Origin of the sequence: Marinibaculum pumilum, from assembly GCF_042646425.1 — a bacterium.
GTDB lineage: Bacteria > Pseudomonadota > Alphaproteobacteria > Ferrovibrionales > Ferrovibrionaceae > Marinibaculum > Marinibaculum pumilum.
Genome location: NZ_JBHRTR010000054.1, coordinates 693,260 through 710,855 on the forward strand (window position 1 = coordinate 693,260; position 17,596 = coordinate 710,855).

General features: G+C 70.0%; 14 protein-coding genes. 4 read left to right on the forward strand and 10 right to left on the reverse strand.

The window, feature by feature from the left end; all coding sequences use genetic code 11:
* Positions 1–4: 4 nt before the first annotated feature.
* The 8 genes from ACFOGJ_RS30085 to pdxH all read right to left on the reverse strand — a co-directional run bounded on the left by ACFOGJ_RS30085 (position 5) and on the right by pdxH (position 9,901).
* Positions 5–1,660: a 3-(methylthio)propionyl-CoA ligase gene (locus ACFOGJ_RS30085; RefSeq protein WP_379907030.1), complete on the reverse strand. Its 1,656-nt coding sequence runs from the start codon at positions 1,658–1,660 to the stop codon at positions 5–7.
* Between the two features lie 181 nt (positions 1,661–1,841).
* A complete protein-coding gene (locus ACFOGJ_RS30090; protein WP_379907031.1) occupies positions 1,842–2,843 on the reverse strand; it encodes an alpha/beta fold hydrolase in 1,002 nt (333 codons plus the stop codon).
* On the reverse strand, positions 2,824–3,576 hold the full coding sequence (locus tag ACFOGJ_RS30095) for an SDR family NAD(P)-dependent oxidoreductase (protein WP_379907033.1): 753 nt from the start codon (positions 3,574–3,576) through the stop codon (positions 2,824–2,826). The genes ACFOGJ_RS30090 and ACFOGJ_RS30095 overlap by 20 nt, the downstream gene beginning before the upstream one ends.
* Before the next feature lie 54 nt (positions 3,577–3,630).
* Positions 3,631–5,571, reverse strand: a complete 1,941-nt coding sequence (locus ACFOGJ_RS30100) for an adenylate/guanylate cyclase domain-containing protein (protein ID WP_379907035.1) — start codon at positions 5,569–5,571, stop codon at positions 3,631–3,633.
* 68 nt (positions 5,572–5,639) lie between these two features.
* Positions 5,640–6,494, reverse strand: coding sequence for a universal stress protein (locus ACFOGJ_RS30105; RefSeq protein WP_379907037.1), 855 nt, complete (start codon positions 6,492–6,494; stop codon positions 5,640–5,642).
* A 116-nt stretch (positions 6,495–6,610) separates the two neighbouring features.
* On the reverse strand, positions 6,611–8,248 hold the full coding sequence (locus ACFOGJ_RS30110; protein WP_379907038.1) for a bifunctional aminoglycoside phosphotransferase/ATP-binding protein: 1,638 nt from the start codon (positions 8,246–8,248) through the stop codon (positions 6,611–6,613).
* 5 nt (positions 8,249–8,253) lie between these two features.
* The gene (locus tag ACFOGJ_RS30115) at positions 8,254–9,252 is read right to left on the reverse strand and encodes a cation diffusion facilitator family transporter (RefSeq protein WP_379907039.1); all 999 of its coding nucleotides are present in this window, start codon (positions 9,250–9,252) and stop codon (positions 8,254–8,256) included.
* Positions 9,253–9,310: 58 nt separating this feature from the next.
* Positions 9,311–9,901: a pyridoxamine 5'-phosphate oxidase gene (gene pdxH / locus ACFOGJ_RS30120; RefSeq protein ID WP_379907040.1), complete on the reverse strand. Its 591-nt coding sequence runs from the start codon at positions 9,899–9,901 to the stop codon at positions 9,311–9,313.
* A 492-nt stretch (positions 9,902–10,393) separates the two neighbouring features.
* Here pdxH and ACFOGJ_RS30125 point away from each other — a divergent pair, with 492 nt between their 5' ends.
* The 3 genes from ACFOGJ_RS30125 (at position 10,394) to ACFOGJ_RS30135 (ending at position 13,664) form a co-directional block, all read left to right on the forward strand.
* On the forward strand, positions 10,394–10,885 hold the full coding sequence (locus tag ACFOGJ_RS30125; protein ID WP_379907041.1) for an RT0821/Lpp0805 family surface protein: 492 nt from the start codon (positions 10,394–10,396) through the stop codon (positions 10,883–10,885).
* 137 nt (positions 10,886–11,022) lie between these two features.
* Entirely contained in the window at positions 11,023–12,468 is a 1,446-nt protein-coding gene (locus ACFOGJ_RS30130; protein ID WP_379907042.1) for a tetratricopeptide repeat protein, read from the forward strand.
* A gap of 203 nt (positions 12,469–12,671) precedes the next feature.
* On the forward strand, positions 12,672–13,664 hold the full coding sequence (locus ACFOGJ_RS30135) for a DnaJ C-terminal domain-containing protein (protein WP_379907043.1): 993 nt from the start codon (positions 12,672–12,674) through the stop codon (positions 13,662–13,664).
* 42 nt (positions 13,665–13,706) lie between these two features.
* Here the strand turns inward: ACFOGJ_RS30135 and ACFOGJ_RS30140 are convergent, their stop codons facing one another.
* Positions 13,707–15,059 (reverse strand): serine hydrolase domain-containing protein, encoded by a 1,353-nt coding sequence (locus tag ACFOGJ_RS30140; protein ID WP_379907045.1) that lies wholly within the window; start codon positions 15,057–15,059, stop codon positions 13,707–13,709.
* Positions 15,060–15,101: 42 nt separating this feature from the next.
* Positions 15,102–16,586, reverse strand: coding sequence for a YihY family inner membrane protein (locus ACFOGJ_RS30145; RefSeq protein ID WP_379907046.1), 1,485 nt, complete (start codon positions 16,584–16,586; stop codon positions 15,102–15,104).
* Between the two features lie 172 nt (positions 16,587–16,758).
* Between ACFOGJ_RS30145 and fabI the strand changes: the two genes are divergently transcribed.
* On the forward strand, positions 16,759–17,595 hold the full coding sequence (gene fabI, locus ACFOGJ_RS30150; protein WP_379907047.1) for an enoyl-ACP reductase FabI: 837 nt from the start codon (positions 16,759–16,761) through the stop codon (positions 17,593–17,595).
* Position 17,596 lies beyond the last annotated feature (1 nt).

Consider the following 17,596-nt stretch of genomic DNA (forward strand, 5'->3'; position numbering starts at 1 on the left):
CGCGCTACTCCGCGGCGTCCGCCGTCGGCAGCTTGTGCTCGGCGAAGTCCTGCCGCAGCTTGGTCTTCAGCAGCTTGCCGGTGGCGGTATGCGGCAGCTGGTCGACGAAGACGACATCATCGGGCAGCCACCACTTGGCGACCTTGTCCTCCAGGAAGGCGAGCATCTGCTCGCGATCGACCTCCTGGCCCTCCTTCTTGACGCAGATCAGCAGCGGCCGTTCCTGCCATTTCGCGTGATAGACGCCGATCACTGCGGCTTCCTGGACGGCCGGATGGCCGACTGCCGCGTTCTCCAGGTCGATGGAGGAGATCCACTCGCCGCCGGACTTGATCACGTCCTTCGCCCGGTCGGTGATCTGCATGTAGCCGTCCGGATCCAGGGTGGCCACGTCGCCGGTGTTGAAGAAGCCGTCCCCGTCCAGGATCTCGCCGCCATCGCCCTTGAAATAGCCGGCGGTGATCCAGGGGCCCTTCACCATCAGGTTGCCGAAGGCCACCCCGTCGCGCGGCAGCTCGTTGCCGTCATCGTCGATGATCTTCGTCTCCACGCCATAGACGACGCGGCCCTGCTTGCTCTGCACGTCGAACCGCTCCTTGTCCGACAGCTTGGCATGCTTGGGCAGCAGGGTGCCGGTGGTACCCAGCGGGCTCATCTCCGTCATGCCCCAGGCATGGACGACATAGGCGCCCAGCTGGTTCCAGAACCGCTCGATCATCGCGCGCGGCGCGGCGGAGCCGCCGATCACCACCCGCTCCAGCTTGATGTCGGCTTTCAGGTCGATATCCGGATTGGCGTCCAGGTGTTGGAAGAACATCAGCCAGACGGTCGGCACGCCAAGCGAGAAGTTGCACTGCTCGGTCTTCAGCAGGTCGTGGACGGAGGCACCGTCCAGCTTCGCGCCGGGGAAGACCAGCTTGGCGCCGCACATCGCCGCGGCATAGGGGATGCCCCAGGCATTGGCATGGAACAGCGGCACGATGATCAGGGCATTGTCGTAGGAGGACAGACCCAGACAGTCCTTCATGCAGACGGCGAAGGAATGCAGCACCGTGGAGCGGTGGCTGTACAGGACGCCCTTCGGATTGCCGGTGGTGCCGGAGGTGTAGCAGAGCGAGGAGGCGGTGTTCTCGTCGAACTCCGGCCAGTCGAAATCGTCGCTCTCCGCCGCCAGCAGGTCCTCGTAGCAGTGCAGGTTGGGCAGCTTGCTGTCCGCCGGCATATGCTCCCGGTCGGTCATCACCACATAGCCCTTCACCGTCGTCAGCTTGTCGGCCAGCGCTTCCAGCAGCGGCACGAAGGTCAGGTCGACGAAGATGAACTGGTCCTCGGCATGGTTGGCGATGTACTCGATCTGCTCCGGGAACAGGCGCGGGTTGATGGTGTGCAGCACTGCACCCATGCCCGACACGCCGTAATACAGCTCCATATGCCGGTAGGTGTTCCAGGCCAGGGTGCCGATGCGGTCGCCCTGCCCCACGCCAAGGCGGGTCAGGGCATTGGCCAGCCGCTTCGACCGGGCATGCAGGTCGCGATAGGTGTAGCGGTGGATCGGCCCCTCGATGGTGCGGGTCACGATCTCGGTATCGCCATGGTACAGCGCGGCGTACTTGATCAGCGACGAGATCAGCAGCGGCTCTTTCTGCATCAATCCAAGCATGGGTGTCTCCTCAAGTCCTGGCGGAACGCACCATGCGCCAGCCGGTCCGGAGGGACCGGGGCAGGCAGCACCGGCGCGGACCGGTGTTTCGTGTGGCGGACTATAGGGAGGGCGGCGGAACCGCCGCAAGCCAAAGCGCCAGGACGGGACAGAAGGTCCCGCCGCCGGCGGCGGCGCGCCTTCAGGCCGGCAGCGGCAGCCGGGCCAGCCAGTCCAGGGTCTCGGCGCGCACCGCGGCGGCGTCGGTCTCGTTCAGCACCTCGTGCCGCGCGCCGGGACGCAGCCGCAGGTCCGGCTGCAGCCTGCCCGTCCGGCGCATCCGTGCGGCCAGCGCGCGCACCGCCTTGCCCTTGCCGCCGACCGGATCCTCCGCGCCGGCGATGACCAGCAGCGGCAGGTCCTGCGGCAGGCGCTGCAGGCTCCGGACGGCGGTCGCCTGCGACAGGCCGGACACCAGCGCCATCCAGCTGCCGATGCTGGCCCGGAAGCCGCACCAGGGATCGGCGATATAGGCGGCGACCTGGTCGGGGTCGCGGCTGAGCCAGTCGAAGGCGGTGCCGCGATCGGCCGGCCCGCGGTCTACCGCCTTGGCGTAGCCGCCGAAAGTCAGCGCATGCAGCAGCGGCGAGACACCCCGCCGGCCCAGGCGCAGCGCCTCCAGCCGGGCGATGGCGAGGCCGAGCGGTGCGATCGGCGGCGGCAGGCCGGGCGGTCCGGAAAGGATCGCCGCGGCCCAGGGCGCAGCCGTCGGCGGCTCCCAGGCTTCCAGCGCCGCAAGCGACAGGACCGACCCCATGGAATGTCCGAACAGCAGGAGCGGCCGCCCGGGCCAGCGCGCCTGCGCCGCGGCCGCGACAGCGGCAAGATCGGCCACCAGGGCCGGCCAGTCGCCAGGCCCGTCGGCCATGTGGCCCAACGGGCCTGCCGTCCCGGCGCTCAGGCCGTGGCCGCGGATGTCATGGGCGATCGCCGCATATCCGGCGCAGTTCAGGTCTGCGGCCAGGGGCGCATAGCGCACGCAATGCTCCGCCAGCCCGTGGACGATCTGCACCACGGCCTTCGGCGCATCGACCGCCCACAGCCGCAGCCCCAGGTCGGGACCATCGCTCCGGCGCAGCCATTCCTCCCGTCCGGCACCGCCGGCGGGCGGGGCCAGGGGCGGTTCAGACGTGCTGCCCGCCATTGATGTGGATTTCCGCGCCGTTGACGTAGGAGGCCTGCGGCGAGCAGAGGAAATAGATCGTCGCCGCCACCTCCTCCGGCTTGCCCAGGCGCCGCATCGGGATCTCGCGCTCCACGATCTCCTCCGTGCCCGGCGACAGGATGGAGGTGTCGATTTCCCCCGGCGCGATGGCGTTCACGCGGATGCCGTGGGGGCCGAAATCGTGCGCCATCTCGCGGGTCAGGGCGACCAGGGCGGCCTTCGAGGTGGCATAGGCGGCGCCCGCGAAGGGATGCACGCGCGAGCCGGCGATTGACGTGACGTTGACGATGCTGCCCTTCGCCGCCTCCAGGTTGGCGAACAGGCCGCGCGCCAGCATCACAGTGGACAGCAGGTTGACGTTGTAGACCGTCAGCCAGTCGGCGATCGGCGTGTTCAGGGTGCCCAGCCGCTCCCCGTCCGGGCCCTTGGGAGAGATCCCGGCATTGTTGACCAGGGCATCCAGGCCCGCACCGTCGAGCCGCCGGCGCAGATCCTCGATCCCCGCCTCCAGCCCCGCGAGGTCGGAGAGGTCGAGGACGACATGGTTCTCCTCGCCGCCGTCCCAGGGGCAGTGTTCGGAGAAAGGTTGCCGGGAGATCGTGATGACCCGCCAGCCGGCCGCGCTGAAACGCTTCACGGTGGCATGGCCGATGCCCCGGCTCGCCCCGGTCAGGATGAGGTTGCGCTGACGCTCGTTCCGCTGCTCTGCCATGGGCGGCACGCTATAGGAACGGCCGGGCCATTTCCACGAAATTGCGTGCCGCCCTCAGCCGCTCCCGGCGTGCTCCGGCCCATCTCCTGCCGGCGCCCGGTCGTTCCCGTGGCGGCCGGCAAGGCGATAGATCCGGGTCGCGTGCTTCTGGCCCCGCAGGCAGACCTCGGCCTCCTCTGCGAAGCCATAGCCCGCCTCGTCCCCCACGGCGCGGCGGGTCTCCTCCGACAGCAGGATCGTGATCTCCGCCCGCTCCGACAGTTCGCGCACGAAATCGCAGATGCGCTGCGCGGTGTTCACCGTATCGCCGACGATGGTGTAGTTGACCCGGGTCGTGCCGCCGATATTGCCGACCGTGACCGGGCCGCTGTGCAGGCCGATGCGCAGCCGCACCGGGGGCAGCCCCTCGGCGGACAGGCGGGTATTGTCGGCCCGCACCGCCTCCGCGATCGCCAGGGCCGCCGCACAGGCCCGGCGGGCGTGGTCCGGCACCGCGTCCGGCGCGCCCCAGAACACCATCAGCCCGTCGCCCAGCATCTTGTCGACGGTACCGTCATAGGCCTCCACGCAGTCCTCCAGCATGGAGAAATGCCGGTTCAGATAGGCGGCCACCTCGTCCGCCCGCATCGCCTCCGACAGGGCGGTGAAGCCGGTGATGTCGGTGAACATCACCGTCATCACCCGGTTCTCGCTTTCCAGGCGGTGGGAACTGCCCATCCGGACCAGACGGCGGACCAGCCCGCGCGGCACATAGCTGACGAACCAGCGCATGGCGTCCGCCATCTGGTTCATCGCCTGGGCGGTATCGTCGACTTCCCGGATGCGGCTGCGGCGCAGGCCCGGCACATCGTCGAAGTCCAGGCTGCGGATCAGGCCGGCCAGGCCGGCGAATTCGTGGAAGCGGCGGCTCAGCCGGCGTGCCGCCAGGCCGGCGGCCGAAACCGCAAGGATCAGGATCGCCAGGCCGGCCAGCGCCATGTTCAGCGCCCGGTCCAGGGCGGCATCCAGGCTGTCCTCGCGCAGGATGGAGCCGACCAGCCAGGGATCGGCGCCGGGGCGCTGCACCTCGCGGTACAGGTAGACATAGGTCGTGCCGTCGGCATGGCGCAGATGGCCGCGGCCGCCGAACACCCGGTCCGACCGCAGCCGGTCCACCAGGCTGCCCTCTTCCCAGATCTTGGCCAGGACCGGGTCGCCGACCTGGTCCAGGCTCGGCAGCGGGTGGGCGGCCCCAACGCCGGTGAAGCCGCGCGCGAGGTTCGGATGCGCCAGCACGAACTGTCGCTGCAGCAGGATGAAGGGCACCACGCCGTAGCGGTCATAGAGATCGTCGAAGGCCAGCGACAGGTCGGCCACCCCGATCACCGCCACCAGGACGCCGCCGCGGCCGTCCGGGCCGGCGACCGGCAGGCGATAGTTCAGCAGCGGCTGCTTCAGGCTCTCGTCCCAGAAGATGCGGCCCCAGCTGGGCCGCTCCTGCTCCAGCGTGCGCGCCAGAGCGGTGGCGGCGTCGGCGCCGCTGACCTGGCGGCGGCGTACCGCGATCCCGGTTTCCGAACTGCGGGTGACACGGAGCCACGCCCCGTCCGGCGAAAAATAGTCCAGCGCGGTCAGGCCGGCATTGGCCGACAGCGCCCCGGCGAGGAGATCGATGAAGCCTTCGCCGCCCGCATCGCCTTCCGGCGGGGCGATGCCCTGCTTTTCGGCGATGTCGGCCAGCAGGCGGGTCTGGGCCGCCACCCCGTCGAAACTGTCCTTCAGCCGCGCCTCGACGATATTGGCGACCAGGGCGGCCTTCTCCCGCCCCATGTCGACCGTCGTGGTCGTGATGCCGCGATAGCCGAGATAGAGGACGGTCGCGACCGACACCAGGACCAGTCCGCCGGAAAGCAGCATCACCAGCGGGCCGATCGGCGCCCGCCAGCGCCGCTGCCAGTGGCGGAACAGGGCGCTCAGACGCCGCCTGCGGCCACCCTCTCCCGACTCTGTCTCCATGCTCTGCTTCGGGTCCTGTGACGAGGGAGAGCGACCACAGCGCGAGGCGACCGCCCCGCAGGCCGGTATCAGTGCGTCATCAGGGCAGGAATCGGCGACCTGTTGAGCACTTCGGCCGTCACGCCGCCGAAGATCAGGCGGCGCATCTGGCTGCGGGAATAGGCCCCGAGAACCAGCATGTCAGCGTTCAGTTCCCGCGTGATCCGTAGCAGCGCCTTGCCCGGGCCGGCCGGATCGCGGGTGACGATGCGATGGGCCGACGGCACGCCGTGCCAGGCGAGATAGTCGACCACCGCCTCGGCCGGCGGGCCGAAATTGCGTTCCGGCTCCACCCCCAGGATATGGACCTCCGATGCCGCCGACAGGAACGGCAGGGCGGCGGTGAGCGCCCGCGTGCATTCGATCGAGCCGTTCCAGCCGACCGCCACCCGCTGGCCGAAGCCATCGGGGACCGTGCCCTGCGGCACCACGAAGACCGGCCGGCCGGTATCCCGCAGCGCCGCCTCCAGCACCGGCGAGGGACCGTTCTCCGGCAGCGGCCGGGGCATGACGATCAGGTCCGCCATGCGGCCCCGTTCGGCCACCACCTCGTCCTCGCGACCGGTCGCATGCTCGTAGGAGACGCTGTAGGCGGAATGCGGCGTCCCATCGTCGATCGGCGGCGGCTCGGTGCGCCGCGGCGCGCCGACGGAACTGACCGCGGCCTCGTAGATCTCGTGGCAATGGGTGTTGCGCACCCGGCAATCGGCGGCGCTCGCCTCCATCACCTTTTCGATCATGCCGGCGGTCATCCCTTCGCCCAGGAAGGCGACCGCGTCGCGCGAATCGATGGCGGTATAGAGTGCCCGGACATGCGCGCCCCATCGCTGGCCCAGGCGCAGCGCGACCTTCAGGCTGTCGGCATCGGCCGGATGGTCGGTCATCGGCACCAATATGGTTCGACACAGATCGTGCATCGGCAGCGTCCCGCCTTGTCCTGGCCGGCATCGGCAGGGTTGTCCCCCGCCGCGGCGCCGGCGCGCCTCCCACGCGGCGTAGTCTACGCCATTCCCGGCGGGACGCGGAGCCATCCCCCGGGCATGACATCGCGAACCGCCGCAACCGTTGCGTCAATCCCCCCGCCGGTCGCCACCCGCGACCAGTCCAGCGGACCGATATCGTACGCCCTCTGCCGCTGCAGCACGGCCGAATCGGCGTCGGACACGTCGCCGTGGCGCGCCGCCAGCCGCGCTTCCAGTTCCGGGTCGGGCGCATCCAGCCACAGGCCGTGGAACGGCACGCCGCATTCCCGCGCCAGATCCGCCAGCGCCGCACGCTCCTCCGGCCGGGCATGGACCGCATCGGCGATCACAGCCTGCCCCGCCTGCAAGGCCGCCGCCGCCTGCCGGCGGAGTTCGGCATAGACGGCCTCGCTCTGCCCGGCGGCATAGGCCTCCGTCGGCAGCTTCTCCGTCGGTGAGACGCCCCACATCGCCTTGCGGATCGCGTCCGAGCGCAGCACGACCGCGCCCGGGATGCGGCCCAGCATCGGCGCCAGGCGGCGGGCCAGGGTGGACTTGCCGGTGCCGGACAGGCCGCCGATGCCCAGCAGCACCGGCTGCGCGGGCGCCAGGAACGCGGTCAGTTCCGCCAGGTAGGCCTGCGCCGTTTCGGCCTGCGACCGCGCTGCCGCCGCATCCTGCTGGACCGCCGCCATGCTGCAATGGACATGGGTGCGGATCGCCGCGCGCAGGGCCAGGTAGAGCGGCAGCAGCGACAGCCCGTCCAGCCGGGCCGGCATGTCGTGCAGGTCCTCCAGCCAGAAGTTCAGCACCCGGTTCGCCTGCGCCGGCCTGCCGGCATGCCAGAGGTCCATCAGCAGGAAGGCCAGGTCGTAGAGGATGTCGATGACCGCGAATTCCTCGTTGAACTCGATGCAGTCGAACAGGCGGGGCTGGCCGCCGAAGAGGCAGATATTGCCAAGGTGGAGGTCGCCATGGACATGGCGGACGAAGCCGTCGCGGCGCCGCGCCTCGATGCCGTCGCGTGCCGCCTCGAATGCCGCCCGCAGCGCCTCTTCCGCCGCGGCGACCCGTTCCGCGTCCAGGATGCCGTCATCGTCATGGGCGTGGATCTCGCCCAGGGCGCCCTCCAGGGTCCGCTGCAGGGCGGGAACCCCGCCCAGGTCGCGGCGCGGCGCCTCCGCCCGGTGCAGGGCGGCGACCTGCCGGGCCACCTCGTCGCAGATCGAATCGGTCAGGCGTCCCGACTTCGCCACGTCGGCCAGCAGGCCGTCCTCGTCGAAGCGCCGCATCACCACCAGCCAGTCGACGACCGGGTGGCCACCGGCATCCGCCGCATCGTCGAGCAGGGCCAGACCGTCGCCGCGCCGCACGATCGCGCCGGTCCGCAGATAGATCTCCGGCGCCGTGCGACGGTTCAGCCGCAGCTCCGCCTCGCACACCGCGCGTCGGCGGTCGACGGTGGTGAAATCCAGGAAGGAGAAACGCACCGCCCGCTTGATCTTCAGGACATGTCGCTTGCCCAGGAAGACCGCCGCGGCATGCGTGTCCACCCGCCGGATCGGCGCGTCCCCCGGCTGCTCCAGGGCCGGCGGCCAGGCCGCAGGATCCGCCAGGGTGGCGAAGCTCTCGTCCTGGCGGCCGCCGGGGGCGCCGTCACCGTCGCGTCCCGCCATGGCGGTCAGCCCGCCCGCCGGCCGGTCAGCGGACGCCGGGCCACCGGCGAATGGGGGCCCTCCAGGCCCGCCGGATCCTGGTGGATGATGATTTCCGCGCCCGGGAAACGCGCGCGGATCCGATCCTCGATCTCGTCCGCGATGGCATGGGCGGCCGACAGGGTCATGTTCGGATCCAGTTCCAGGTGCATCTGGATGACGGGGATTGTGCCGGAATAGCGGGTGCGCAGGTCGTGCACGGCCTCGGCAAGCGGATGCGCGCGCACCACCTCCAGAATCTCCGCGCGCTTCTCGTCCGGCATCTCGTGGTCCATCAGGTGGTTGAAGGACTCCTGGAAGATGCCGTAGGCGCCGCGCAGGATCAGCGCCACGATCACGAGCCCGATGATCGGGTCGGCCAGGGTCATGCCGAAATGGCCGGCCAGCACCAGGGCCAGGATCACGCCGGCATTCACCATCAGGTCGGTCGCGTAGTGCATGGAATCGGCGGTGATCGCGACCGACCCGGTGCGCCGGGCGACAAACCGCTGGTAGCCGACCAGCAGCCCGGTGACGACGATCGAAAAGACGATGACGACGATGCCTTCGACGCTGTTCTCGACCGGCTGTGGCCGGATCAGCCGCGACACGGCCTCGAACAGCAGGAAGACCGCCGAACCGGCGATGATGGCGGCCTGTACCAGCCCCGCCACCCCTTCGACCTTGCCGTGGCCGAACCGGTGCTCCCGGTCCGGCGGCCGGGCGGCATGGTGCACCGCCAGCAGGGTCATCACGCTGGCCAGGCTGTCGAGCATGGAATCGACCAGGGTCGAGAGCATCGCGACCGAGCCGGTGGCGATCCACGCCACCACCTTCACGGCGATCAGCAGCAGCGCGACGCCGACCGAGGCATAGCCGGCCCGCTTGGTCAGCCGGATCGCCGCCTGGCGCGCCGCCGCCTCCGCCGACGGGGTCGCTGTCGCAGCTTCCGCTGTCGCAGCTTCGCTCTCCTCGCCCTGCGCCATCCGCTTCCGATTCCGTACGTCGACCTGTCGCCGCCTGTCGCCTCGTACCGGCGACCGCTCAGGGATAGAGCCGGGTATAGCTCCAGCCCTCTCCGTCCCGGGTATATTGTGCCCTGTCGTGCAAACGGAACTTCCCGTCCTGCCAGAACTCGATTCGGGAGGGGCTCAGGCGGAAGCCCGACCAGTGCGGCGGACGCGGCACCTTGGACACGCCGAAGCGCGCCGTCTCCGCCGCCACCGCCCGTTCCAGAGCATAGCGGCTTTCCAGCGCCTGCGACTGCTTCGAGGCCCAGGCGCCGATCTGGCTGGGCCGCGCGCGGCTGGCGAAATAGGCATCCGCCTCTTCCTCGGTGACGGGCGTGACGGCGCCCTCCGCCCGGATCTGGCGGCGCCGGCTCTTCCAATGGAACAGCAGGGCGGCCTGCGGGTTACCAGCCAGTTCGCCGCCCTTTCGGCTGTCGAGGTTGGTGTAGAAGACGAAGCCAGACGGGTCGGCGCCCTTCAGAAGCACCATGCGCACGCTGGGCAACCCATCGGCATCGACGGTGGCCAGCGCCATCGCGTTCGGGTCGTTGGGTTCGCTTTCCTCGGCCTCCGCCAGCCAGGCGGCGAAACACCGGAAGGGGTCGTCGTCGGGACCGGGAAACATGCCGCCACCTTTGCCTTTGTGTCGCCAGGATGCCCGGTCGCGGCGCTGCGACCGGAAGCGTGAATGCCGGCCGCGGCAGCCTTTCGGGCCATGGCCTTGAAATCGCCGCGTTTACGCGCTTATTCCATGCGGCAGCAAGCAGGCGGAGTCCAGAGGCCAGATGCGCCGGTATTCTGGCGCAGGGCCGGCCCGCCGGGTTGAGGCAGCGGTTCGATCCCGGCGGCGGAGCGTGTATCCTGGCAATGTCGGGTTGCGCCGGCCGGAGGCGCCCGGGACAGGAATTCGCGCTGCCCGAAGCGTCTTCGGCAGGCGGCATCAGGACGTTCAGCCGTCGTTCAGGCTGGCGCCCGCAGTCTGTGTGTTCGAAAGTGTCGCCCTTTGGCGGGATCCGTCCGCCGGCGCGAAAATCGGTCGCGCGACTGCGCAGTGAAACATTGTCCCGCCGGGCCGGCCTGTCCTGGACGGCCGCGGGAAGCGAGGAGAGACGTAAACATGCTGAGCTTCGCGAAATCGGCGGCCGGCAAGGTCGCCATCGTGGTCGTCTCCGCGGGCCTCCTGACGGCCTGCGCCGAGGATACCGGAACGAAGCAGACATTCGGCACCCTGCTGGGCGGCGTCGGCGGCGCCGTTGCCGGCGCGCAGTTCGGCAAGGGCACCGGCCAGCTCGCCGCCGTGGCCGCCGGCACCCTGGCCGGTGCCTTCCTGGGCAGCGAGATCGGCAAGTCGCTGGATCGCGCCGACAAGCAGGCGATGTCTTCCGCCACCTCCAACGCGCTGGAGAACAACCCCTCCGGCCGGCCGGCGTCCTGGCGCAATCCGGACAGCGGCAACTACGGCACAGTGACGCCGACCCGGACCTATCAGGAGGCATCCGGCCAGTATTGCCGCGAATACCAGCAGACCATCGTCGTGGGCGGGGAATCCCAGAAGGCCTATGGCCAGGCCTGCCGCCAGCCCGACGGCAGCTGGAAAGTGGTGAACTGATCCAGCGCAGGGTCTCCGACCGGGGGAGGGACCGGCGGCCGCATCGAAGCGGCCGGCCGGACCTCTGCCGGCCCGCATCTGGCGGGCCTTCGTTTCGCACACGACGCCGGACGTCGCCGCGGCAATCGGAAAGACGGATGTCTGGATCTGTGCGTGCCCGTCCGGCACTTTTTCTGCCGGCACTGTTCCTGCTCGCCCTGCTGCTGCTCGCCTGGCCGGCGCCGGGCGGCGCCCTCGCCGGTTTCGAGGAAGGCCTGAGGGCCTATCAGAGGGGCGACTTCCCGGCCGCCTTCGAGGAATGGATCGAGCTCGCCCGCGACGGCGACCCGGCGGCGATGCGCAATGTCGGTCATCTGTACCGCTGGGGACAGGGGGTGCCGCAGGACCTCGCCGCCGCGGCCGACTGGTACCGGCGGGCGGCCGAGATGGGCCTCGACCGGGCGCAGGCCAACCTGGCGATGATGTACCTGCAGGGCCAGGGCGTGGAGGAAGACCCCGCCCAGGCCGCCTACTGGTTCAGCCAGGCCGCGATCCAGGGCCATACCGTGGCGCAGTACAATCTGGCACAGCTCTACCAGCAGGGGCGCGGCGTCCAGCGCAACGAGGCGCTGGCACTGGGCTGGCTGCAGCGTGCCGCGAAGGCCGGCCATCCCGAGGCGCTGGCGCAGCTCGGCGCCCTGGTGGCCGAGGCGCCGCCACCCGATCCCGGCCTGCAGAAGCGGGAAGGCCCGGCGGATCCGCCGCCTGCCGCACCGCCCACCACGCCCCCGGCAATTCCCGCTGCCCCGCCGCAGCCATCCGCCGCGGATGGTGCGACCGCCGCGGCGGCCGGCGCCAATCCAACGGCGCCGGTGGATACCGATGGCGAGGAAAGCCTTGAAACGCCGGCCAGCAGCGAATCGCCGGAGATCGTCGACCGGCTGGCCGGCGTTTTCGGCGGGGCGTCGGAGGAATCGCCGCCGCCCTTGCCGACCCCGCGCCCCGATGCCGAAAGCGGCGCCCTGTCACCGCGTGTCGCGGCCAGGCCGCCCCCATCCCGCGATGCCGAGGAGACACCGCCGTCCGCCGACAGCCGCAGCGATGCGGAGAACTGGGTGCTGGCGCTGATCACCGACGCGATTTCACCCGAGAATGCACCGGCCACGCCAGCCGCGCCCCAGCCGCCTGCCACCCAGCCGCTTCCGGCCGAGCCCGCAACGCAGGGGGCAGCGCCGCCGAGCCCGGTTGGGACGGCGACACCCGGCGGCACGGATGCCGCCTCGGCCGCACCGGGCGACCTCGGTCCGCTGGAGGGAGTCGCGCCACAGGCCCTGCAGGCCTATCGCGCCGGCGACTATGGAATGGCCCGCACCGAACTGCAGCCCCTGGCCGATGCCGGTGTGGGACGGGCGCAATACCTGCTCGGCTGGTTGAACGAACAGGGCCTGGGCGCTCCGGCGGACCCGGCGACGGCCTATTACTGGTATATGCGGGCCAGCACCGGCGGCGATTTCGAGGGGCGGCGCGCGCTGGAGGACCTGCAGCGGCGGATCGACCCGGCCGCACGGGAGGCGGCCCGCAACCGCCTGATCCGCGGCCGGTGATGCGACTGCGGGCAGCGGCCGCCCATGCCGGCAGCAAAACGGCAGGGGACTTGCATTCGTCGCCCGGAGGCAAACCTTAACGGTGCGCCGAATCTGTGCGGCCGGCACCGCAAATCGGCCTATACTTTCCGGCCGGCCGTACGGCGCACAATGTGAATCGTGCCGGGTGAACCATGCCGGGACCGGCCCCAGACTGATCTGAGATGCGCGACCTTTACACCATTCTCGAGGTGCCCCGCACCGCCAGCCAGGACGATATCAAGAAGGCCTATCGACGGCTGGCAAAGGAGTTGCACCCGGACCACAACCCGGACGACCGGATCGTCGCCGACCGGTTCAAGGAGGTCTCCAGCGCCTACAAGATCCTGGGCGACATCAAGCAGCGCGGGCGCTACGACCGCGGCGAGATCGACGGCAACGGCAACGACCGTGCCCGGGGGTTCCATGCGGGGGGCTCCCAGGCGGGGGGCTGCAACGCCGACGGCTTCAGGTCCGGCTTCCGCGGGGCCGGCGGCCGGCGCAGCCGCGCCCGGGAGGAGAGCGAGTTCTTCCGCCAGTTCGGCTTCGAAGGGGCTTCCGCCGGCGGCGGGCCGGAGGACATCTTCTCCGACCTGTTCGGACAGGGGGGCCGGCGCGAACAGCGGTCGAATCCCTTCACCGAGCGCGGCGCCGACCGCAGCTACGCGATCCGCATCGGCTTCCTGGACGCCGCCCGCGGCACCAAGCGGCGCATCACCCTGCCCAGCGGCAAGACCCTGGACGTGAAGATCCCTGCCGGCATCGACAGCGGCCAGCAGATCCGCCTCAAGGGCCAGGGCGAGGCCGGGCCGCACGGGGCGCCTTCCGGCGATGCGCTGATCGAGGTGAATGTCGATCCGCATGCCTTCTTCACCCGCAAGGGCGACGACATCCACCTGGACCTGCCGATCACCCTTTCGGAAGCGGTGCTGGGCAGCCGGATCCAGGTGCCCACCATCGACGGCATGGTGAACCTGACCGTGCCGAAAGGCTCCAATTCGGGCACCGTCCTGCGCCTGCGGGAGAAGGGCGTTCCGGGGGAGAAGGCCCAGCGGCGCGGCGACCAGTATGTGAAGCTGGTCGTCACCCTGCCGGAGGTGCCGGATCCGGAACTGGAAAAGGCCATCCGCAAATGGGGCGGCGAATACGACGTACGCCGCCGCTTCACGGTCGACTGAGGTGCGGCGGGCCGGCACGCGCCGGCCCGCCGCAACCGCCCGTCAGTTCGAGCCCTGCTGCATCTGCGCGCCGCTCTCCACCACCGCGCCGTAGACCATGTCGCGCAGCACCGAGCGCATCGGCACGCGATGCTTCGGCGACTGCATCATGTAGACGACGAACATGTCCTCCGCCGGGTCGACCCAGAAATAGGTCCCGGCGGCGCCGCCCCAGTAATACTCGCCGACGCTGCCGGGAACGTTGGACAGCCCTTCTGAGGTCCGCACCGCAAAGCCCAGACCGAAACCGTATCCCGGGCCCGGCAGGTAGTACTTGCCCGGCTTGATGTCGGGCCCCAGATGGTCGGCCGTCATGAAGGCGATGGTCTTCGGGCCCAGGATCCGGACGCCGTCCAGCTCGCCGCCGTTCAGCATCATCTGCAGGAACCGGGAATAGTCGCGGGCGGTGGAGACCAGCCCGCCGCCGCCGGATTCCCAGGCCCGGGATTCCGCCGGATTGTACAGCGCCACCGGGCCGATCTGGCGGTCACTTTCCATCGGTTCGGCGATCCGCCCGTGATTGCCCGTGTCGGCCACCTCGAAGCCGGTATCCTGCATGTCCAGCGGATCGAAGATGCGCGCCTTCAGGAAGGCCCCGAGCGGCTGGCCGGACACCACCTCGACCACCCGGCCGAGGACGTCGGTGGCGTGGCTGTATTCCCAGGTCGTGCCGGGCTGGTGCTCCAGCGGCATCTGGGCGATCGCCTTGGCGAATTCCTCGTTGGTCTTGGCGGGATCGCCGATGCCATTGTCCAGATAGGCCTTGCGGGCCGCGCCTGCGCCGAAGAAGCCGTAGGTCAGCCCCGCCGTGTGGCGCATCAGGTCCTGCACCGTGATCGGCCGACGCGCCGGCTCCATCTGGGCCTCGCCGCCGCCCGGCTGGTCGACGGCGACCTGCAGTTCCTTGAATTCGGGGATGTAGCGGGCGACCGGATCGCCGATCGTCAGCTTGCCCTCTTCGACCAGCATCATCGCCGCCACCGTCACGATCGGCTTGGTCATCGAGTAGATCCGGAACAGCGAGTCCGTCGTCATCTCCGGCCCGCCCGGGGTGCGCTTGCCGACGGCCTGCTGATAGCCGACCTCTCCGTGCCGGACGATCGTCAGGACGGCACCCGGGAACAACTGCTGGTCGACCTTCTCCTTCAGCATCGCCGTGATGGTCTCGAGCCTGTCCGGCGCCAGGCCCAGATTGGCGGGATCGCCCTGCGGCAGGTCCGCCGCCGACGCGGCACCGGCCAGGAACAGGCTGCCGGCCAGCGCGGCTGCAGCCAGTCCCCGGGACAGCGGCCCCCGGAACAGCGGGCCCCGGGACACAGAGTGGGCATGGCCCGCGGATGCGGACTGTGAATGCATTGTTCTTCCTCCCTCTCGGGAGCCGGCTTCCCGTCCGGCCCCTCAGCGCAGCAGTCGGCGGAGGCCGCGGCGCGGCGTCTCGACCGATGCGTCGGACGAATATTGCGCCAGGAAGCTGTCCAGGTCGACGGCCAGGGCATCCTGCGCCGCGCCCCGTGCCGTCAGCATGCGCGACTGCAGTTCGCCCGCCCAGGGCCGTGACGCACGGCCGCCTGCGGCACGGTCGCCCCGTACCGGCTGCGGCAGTTCCCGCCAGGCCAGGCCGGGCAGCAGCCGCAGGGCCGTGAGCAGGTCGAACAGCCGCAGCTGCCGCAGGTCGCGGCACAGAACCAGCTCCAGCCGGCCCTTGCGCAGCACGATCCGCGCCGCCACCAGGCGGGCGATCACCAGGTCCAGGGTATCCGATGCGATGCCGGCCCGGCGCACCAGCGGCGGCAGCTTCAGCGGCACGCCCTGCTGCGCGCAGCGGCGCAGTTCCTCCAGCAGCAGCAGCGCGATCTCCAGCTGGCGGCGGTCCCGCGCCTCCTCCTCCGGCATCCCGGACATCATCTGGAAGTTCGGCAGCACCGCGGTCACCACCGCACCGATGATCGCGACGCACCATGCCAGGTATGTCCAGATCAGCAGGATCGGCACCATCGACAGGGCGCCATAGATCATCTGGTAGGTCGGAAAGGACTGTACGTAGACCGCAAAGCCCCGCTTCAGCACCTCGAACAGCAGCGCGGCGACCAGGGCGCCGGCCGCGGCATGCTTCCAGCGCACCGGATAGTTCGGCAGCATCCAGTACAGCCCCATGAAGCCGCAGAAGGCCAGGAGCGGCGGGCCGAAGGCGGCCAGGCTCTGGAAGGTCCCGCGCATGCCGCTGACCGCGTCGGACAGGGTGGCGGAGATCGACACGCTGAAGCCGAAGACCAGGGGACCCAGGCTCATCAGGGTCCAGAACGCCATCAGCCGCACCACGAAGGAGCGGTTGTGGGACACGCGCCAGATCCGGTTGAAGGCGTTCTCGATGGTGACGAACAGCAGCACCGATGTGACCACCAGGCCGATCAGGCCGGCCGCGGTCAGCTGACCGGCGTTGCGCGTGAAGGTATCCAGGTACTGGTCGATGGCGGCGACGGAGCCGGGCAGGAAGTTGTCGGTGAACAGTTCCCGCAACTCCCCCCGCAACGACGAGAAGGAGGGGAAGACGGCGATGATGGCCAGGGACAGCGCCAGCACCGGCACCAGCGACAGCAGCGAGGTATAGGTCAGTGAGGCGGCCACCTGCGGGCCATTGTCGCCCAGGAAGCGGCGCACGACCGCCACCACCAGCTGCCGCAGCGCCTCCGCCTGGCGCGGCATCCAGTCCGGCAGCGCCCATGCCGTGTTTGCCGGCCCTGCGCCGGCGGTCGCACCGTCGCCTGCCCCGGGGGGCGAATCCGGCGCGTCCGGCGCCGTCACCTCGGCCTCGCCGTCCCAGGCCTCGTCCTCCGTCGACGACGCGCCCGCCGCGGCCTCGTCCGCTTCAGCCCTGCCGTTCAACGCCTGGCTCCCTGGTCGCATGCATTCCGTCGCGCACCCTACTTTGCCGCCATGACCGGCTTTAGTATACGTTGCTGCCCCTGCGGGTTCCGGTGCCCGGCTCCGGCGGTTCCGGCCTGCCGCGTCCGGCTGCCACTTCTGCGGGGCATTTTCCCCTTCCGAGGCTTTTCATATGTCCGAAGCGCAATCACTGATGGCTGGCAAGCGCGGCCTGATCATGGGTGTCGCCAACGATCGCTCCATCGCCTGGGGCGTCGCACAGGCCTGCGCCGCCCAGGGTGCCCGCCTGGCCTTCACCTATCAGGGCGAACAGCTCGCCAAGCGGGTGCGACCGCTGGCGGAGAGCGTTTCGGCCGACCTCGTCGCCGAATGCGACGTCACCGACGCGGGCTCGCTGGACGCCTTGTTCGCTGAGGTGAAGGAAAAATGGGGCGGGCTGGACTTCCTGGTCCATGCCATCGCCTATTCCGACAAGGACCAGCTCAAGGGCCGCTACCTGGAGACGACGCCGGAGAATTTCGCCCGCACCCTGCAGGTCTCCTGCTACTCCTTCACCGCCGTCTGCCAGCGCGCCGTGCCGCTGATGTCGGCCGGTGGCTCGATCCTGACCCTGACCTACTATGGTGCGGAACGGGTGATGCCCCACTACAACGTGATGGGCGTCGCCAAGGCCGCGCTGGAGGCCAGCGTGCGCTATCTGGCCACCGACCTGGGGCCGGAAAATATCCGGGTGAATGCGATCTCCGCCGGCCCGATCCGCACCCTGGCCGCCAGCGGCATCGGCGATTTCCGCTTCATCCTGAAGTGGAACGAGCTGAACTCGCCGCTGCGCCGCAACGTGACGATCGAGCAGGTCGGCAATGCCGGTCTCTACCTGCTCAGCGATCTGGGCGCGGGGGTCACGGGCGAAGTGCACCATGTCGATTCGGGCTATCACACCGTCGGCATGGTGGCCGTCGACGCCGCCCGCCAGGTGGGCGAGCTGCTGACCAGCTTCCGCAAGGAATAGG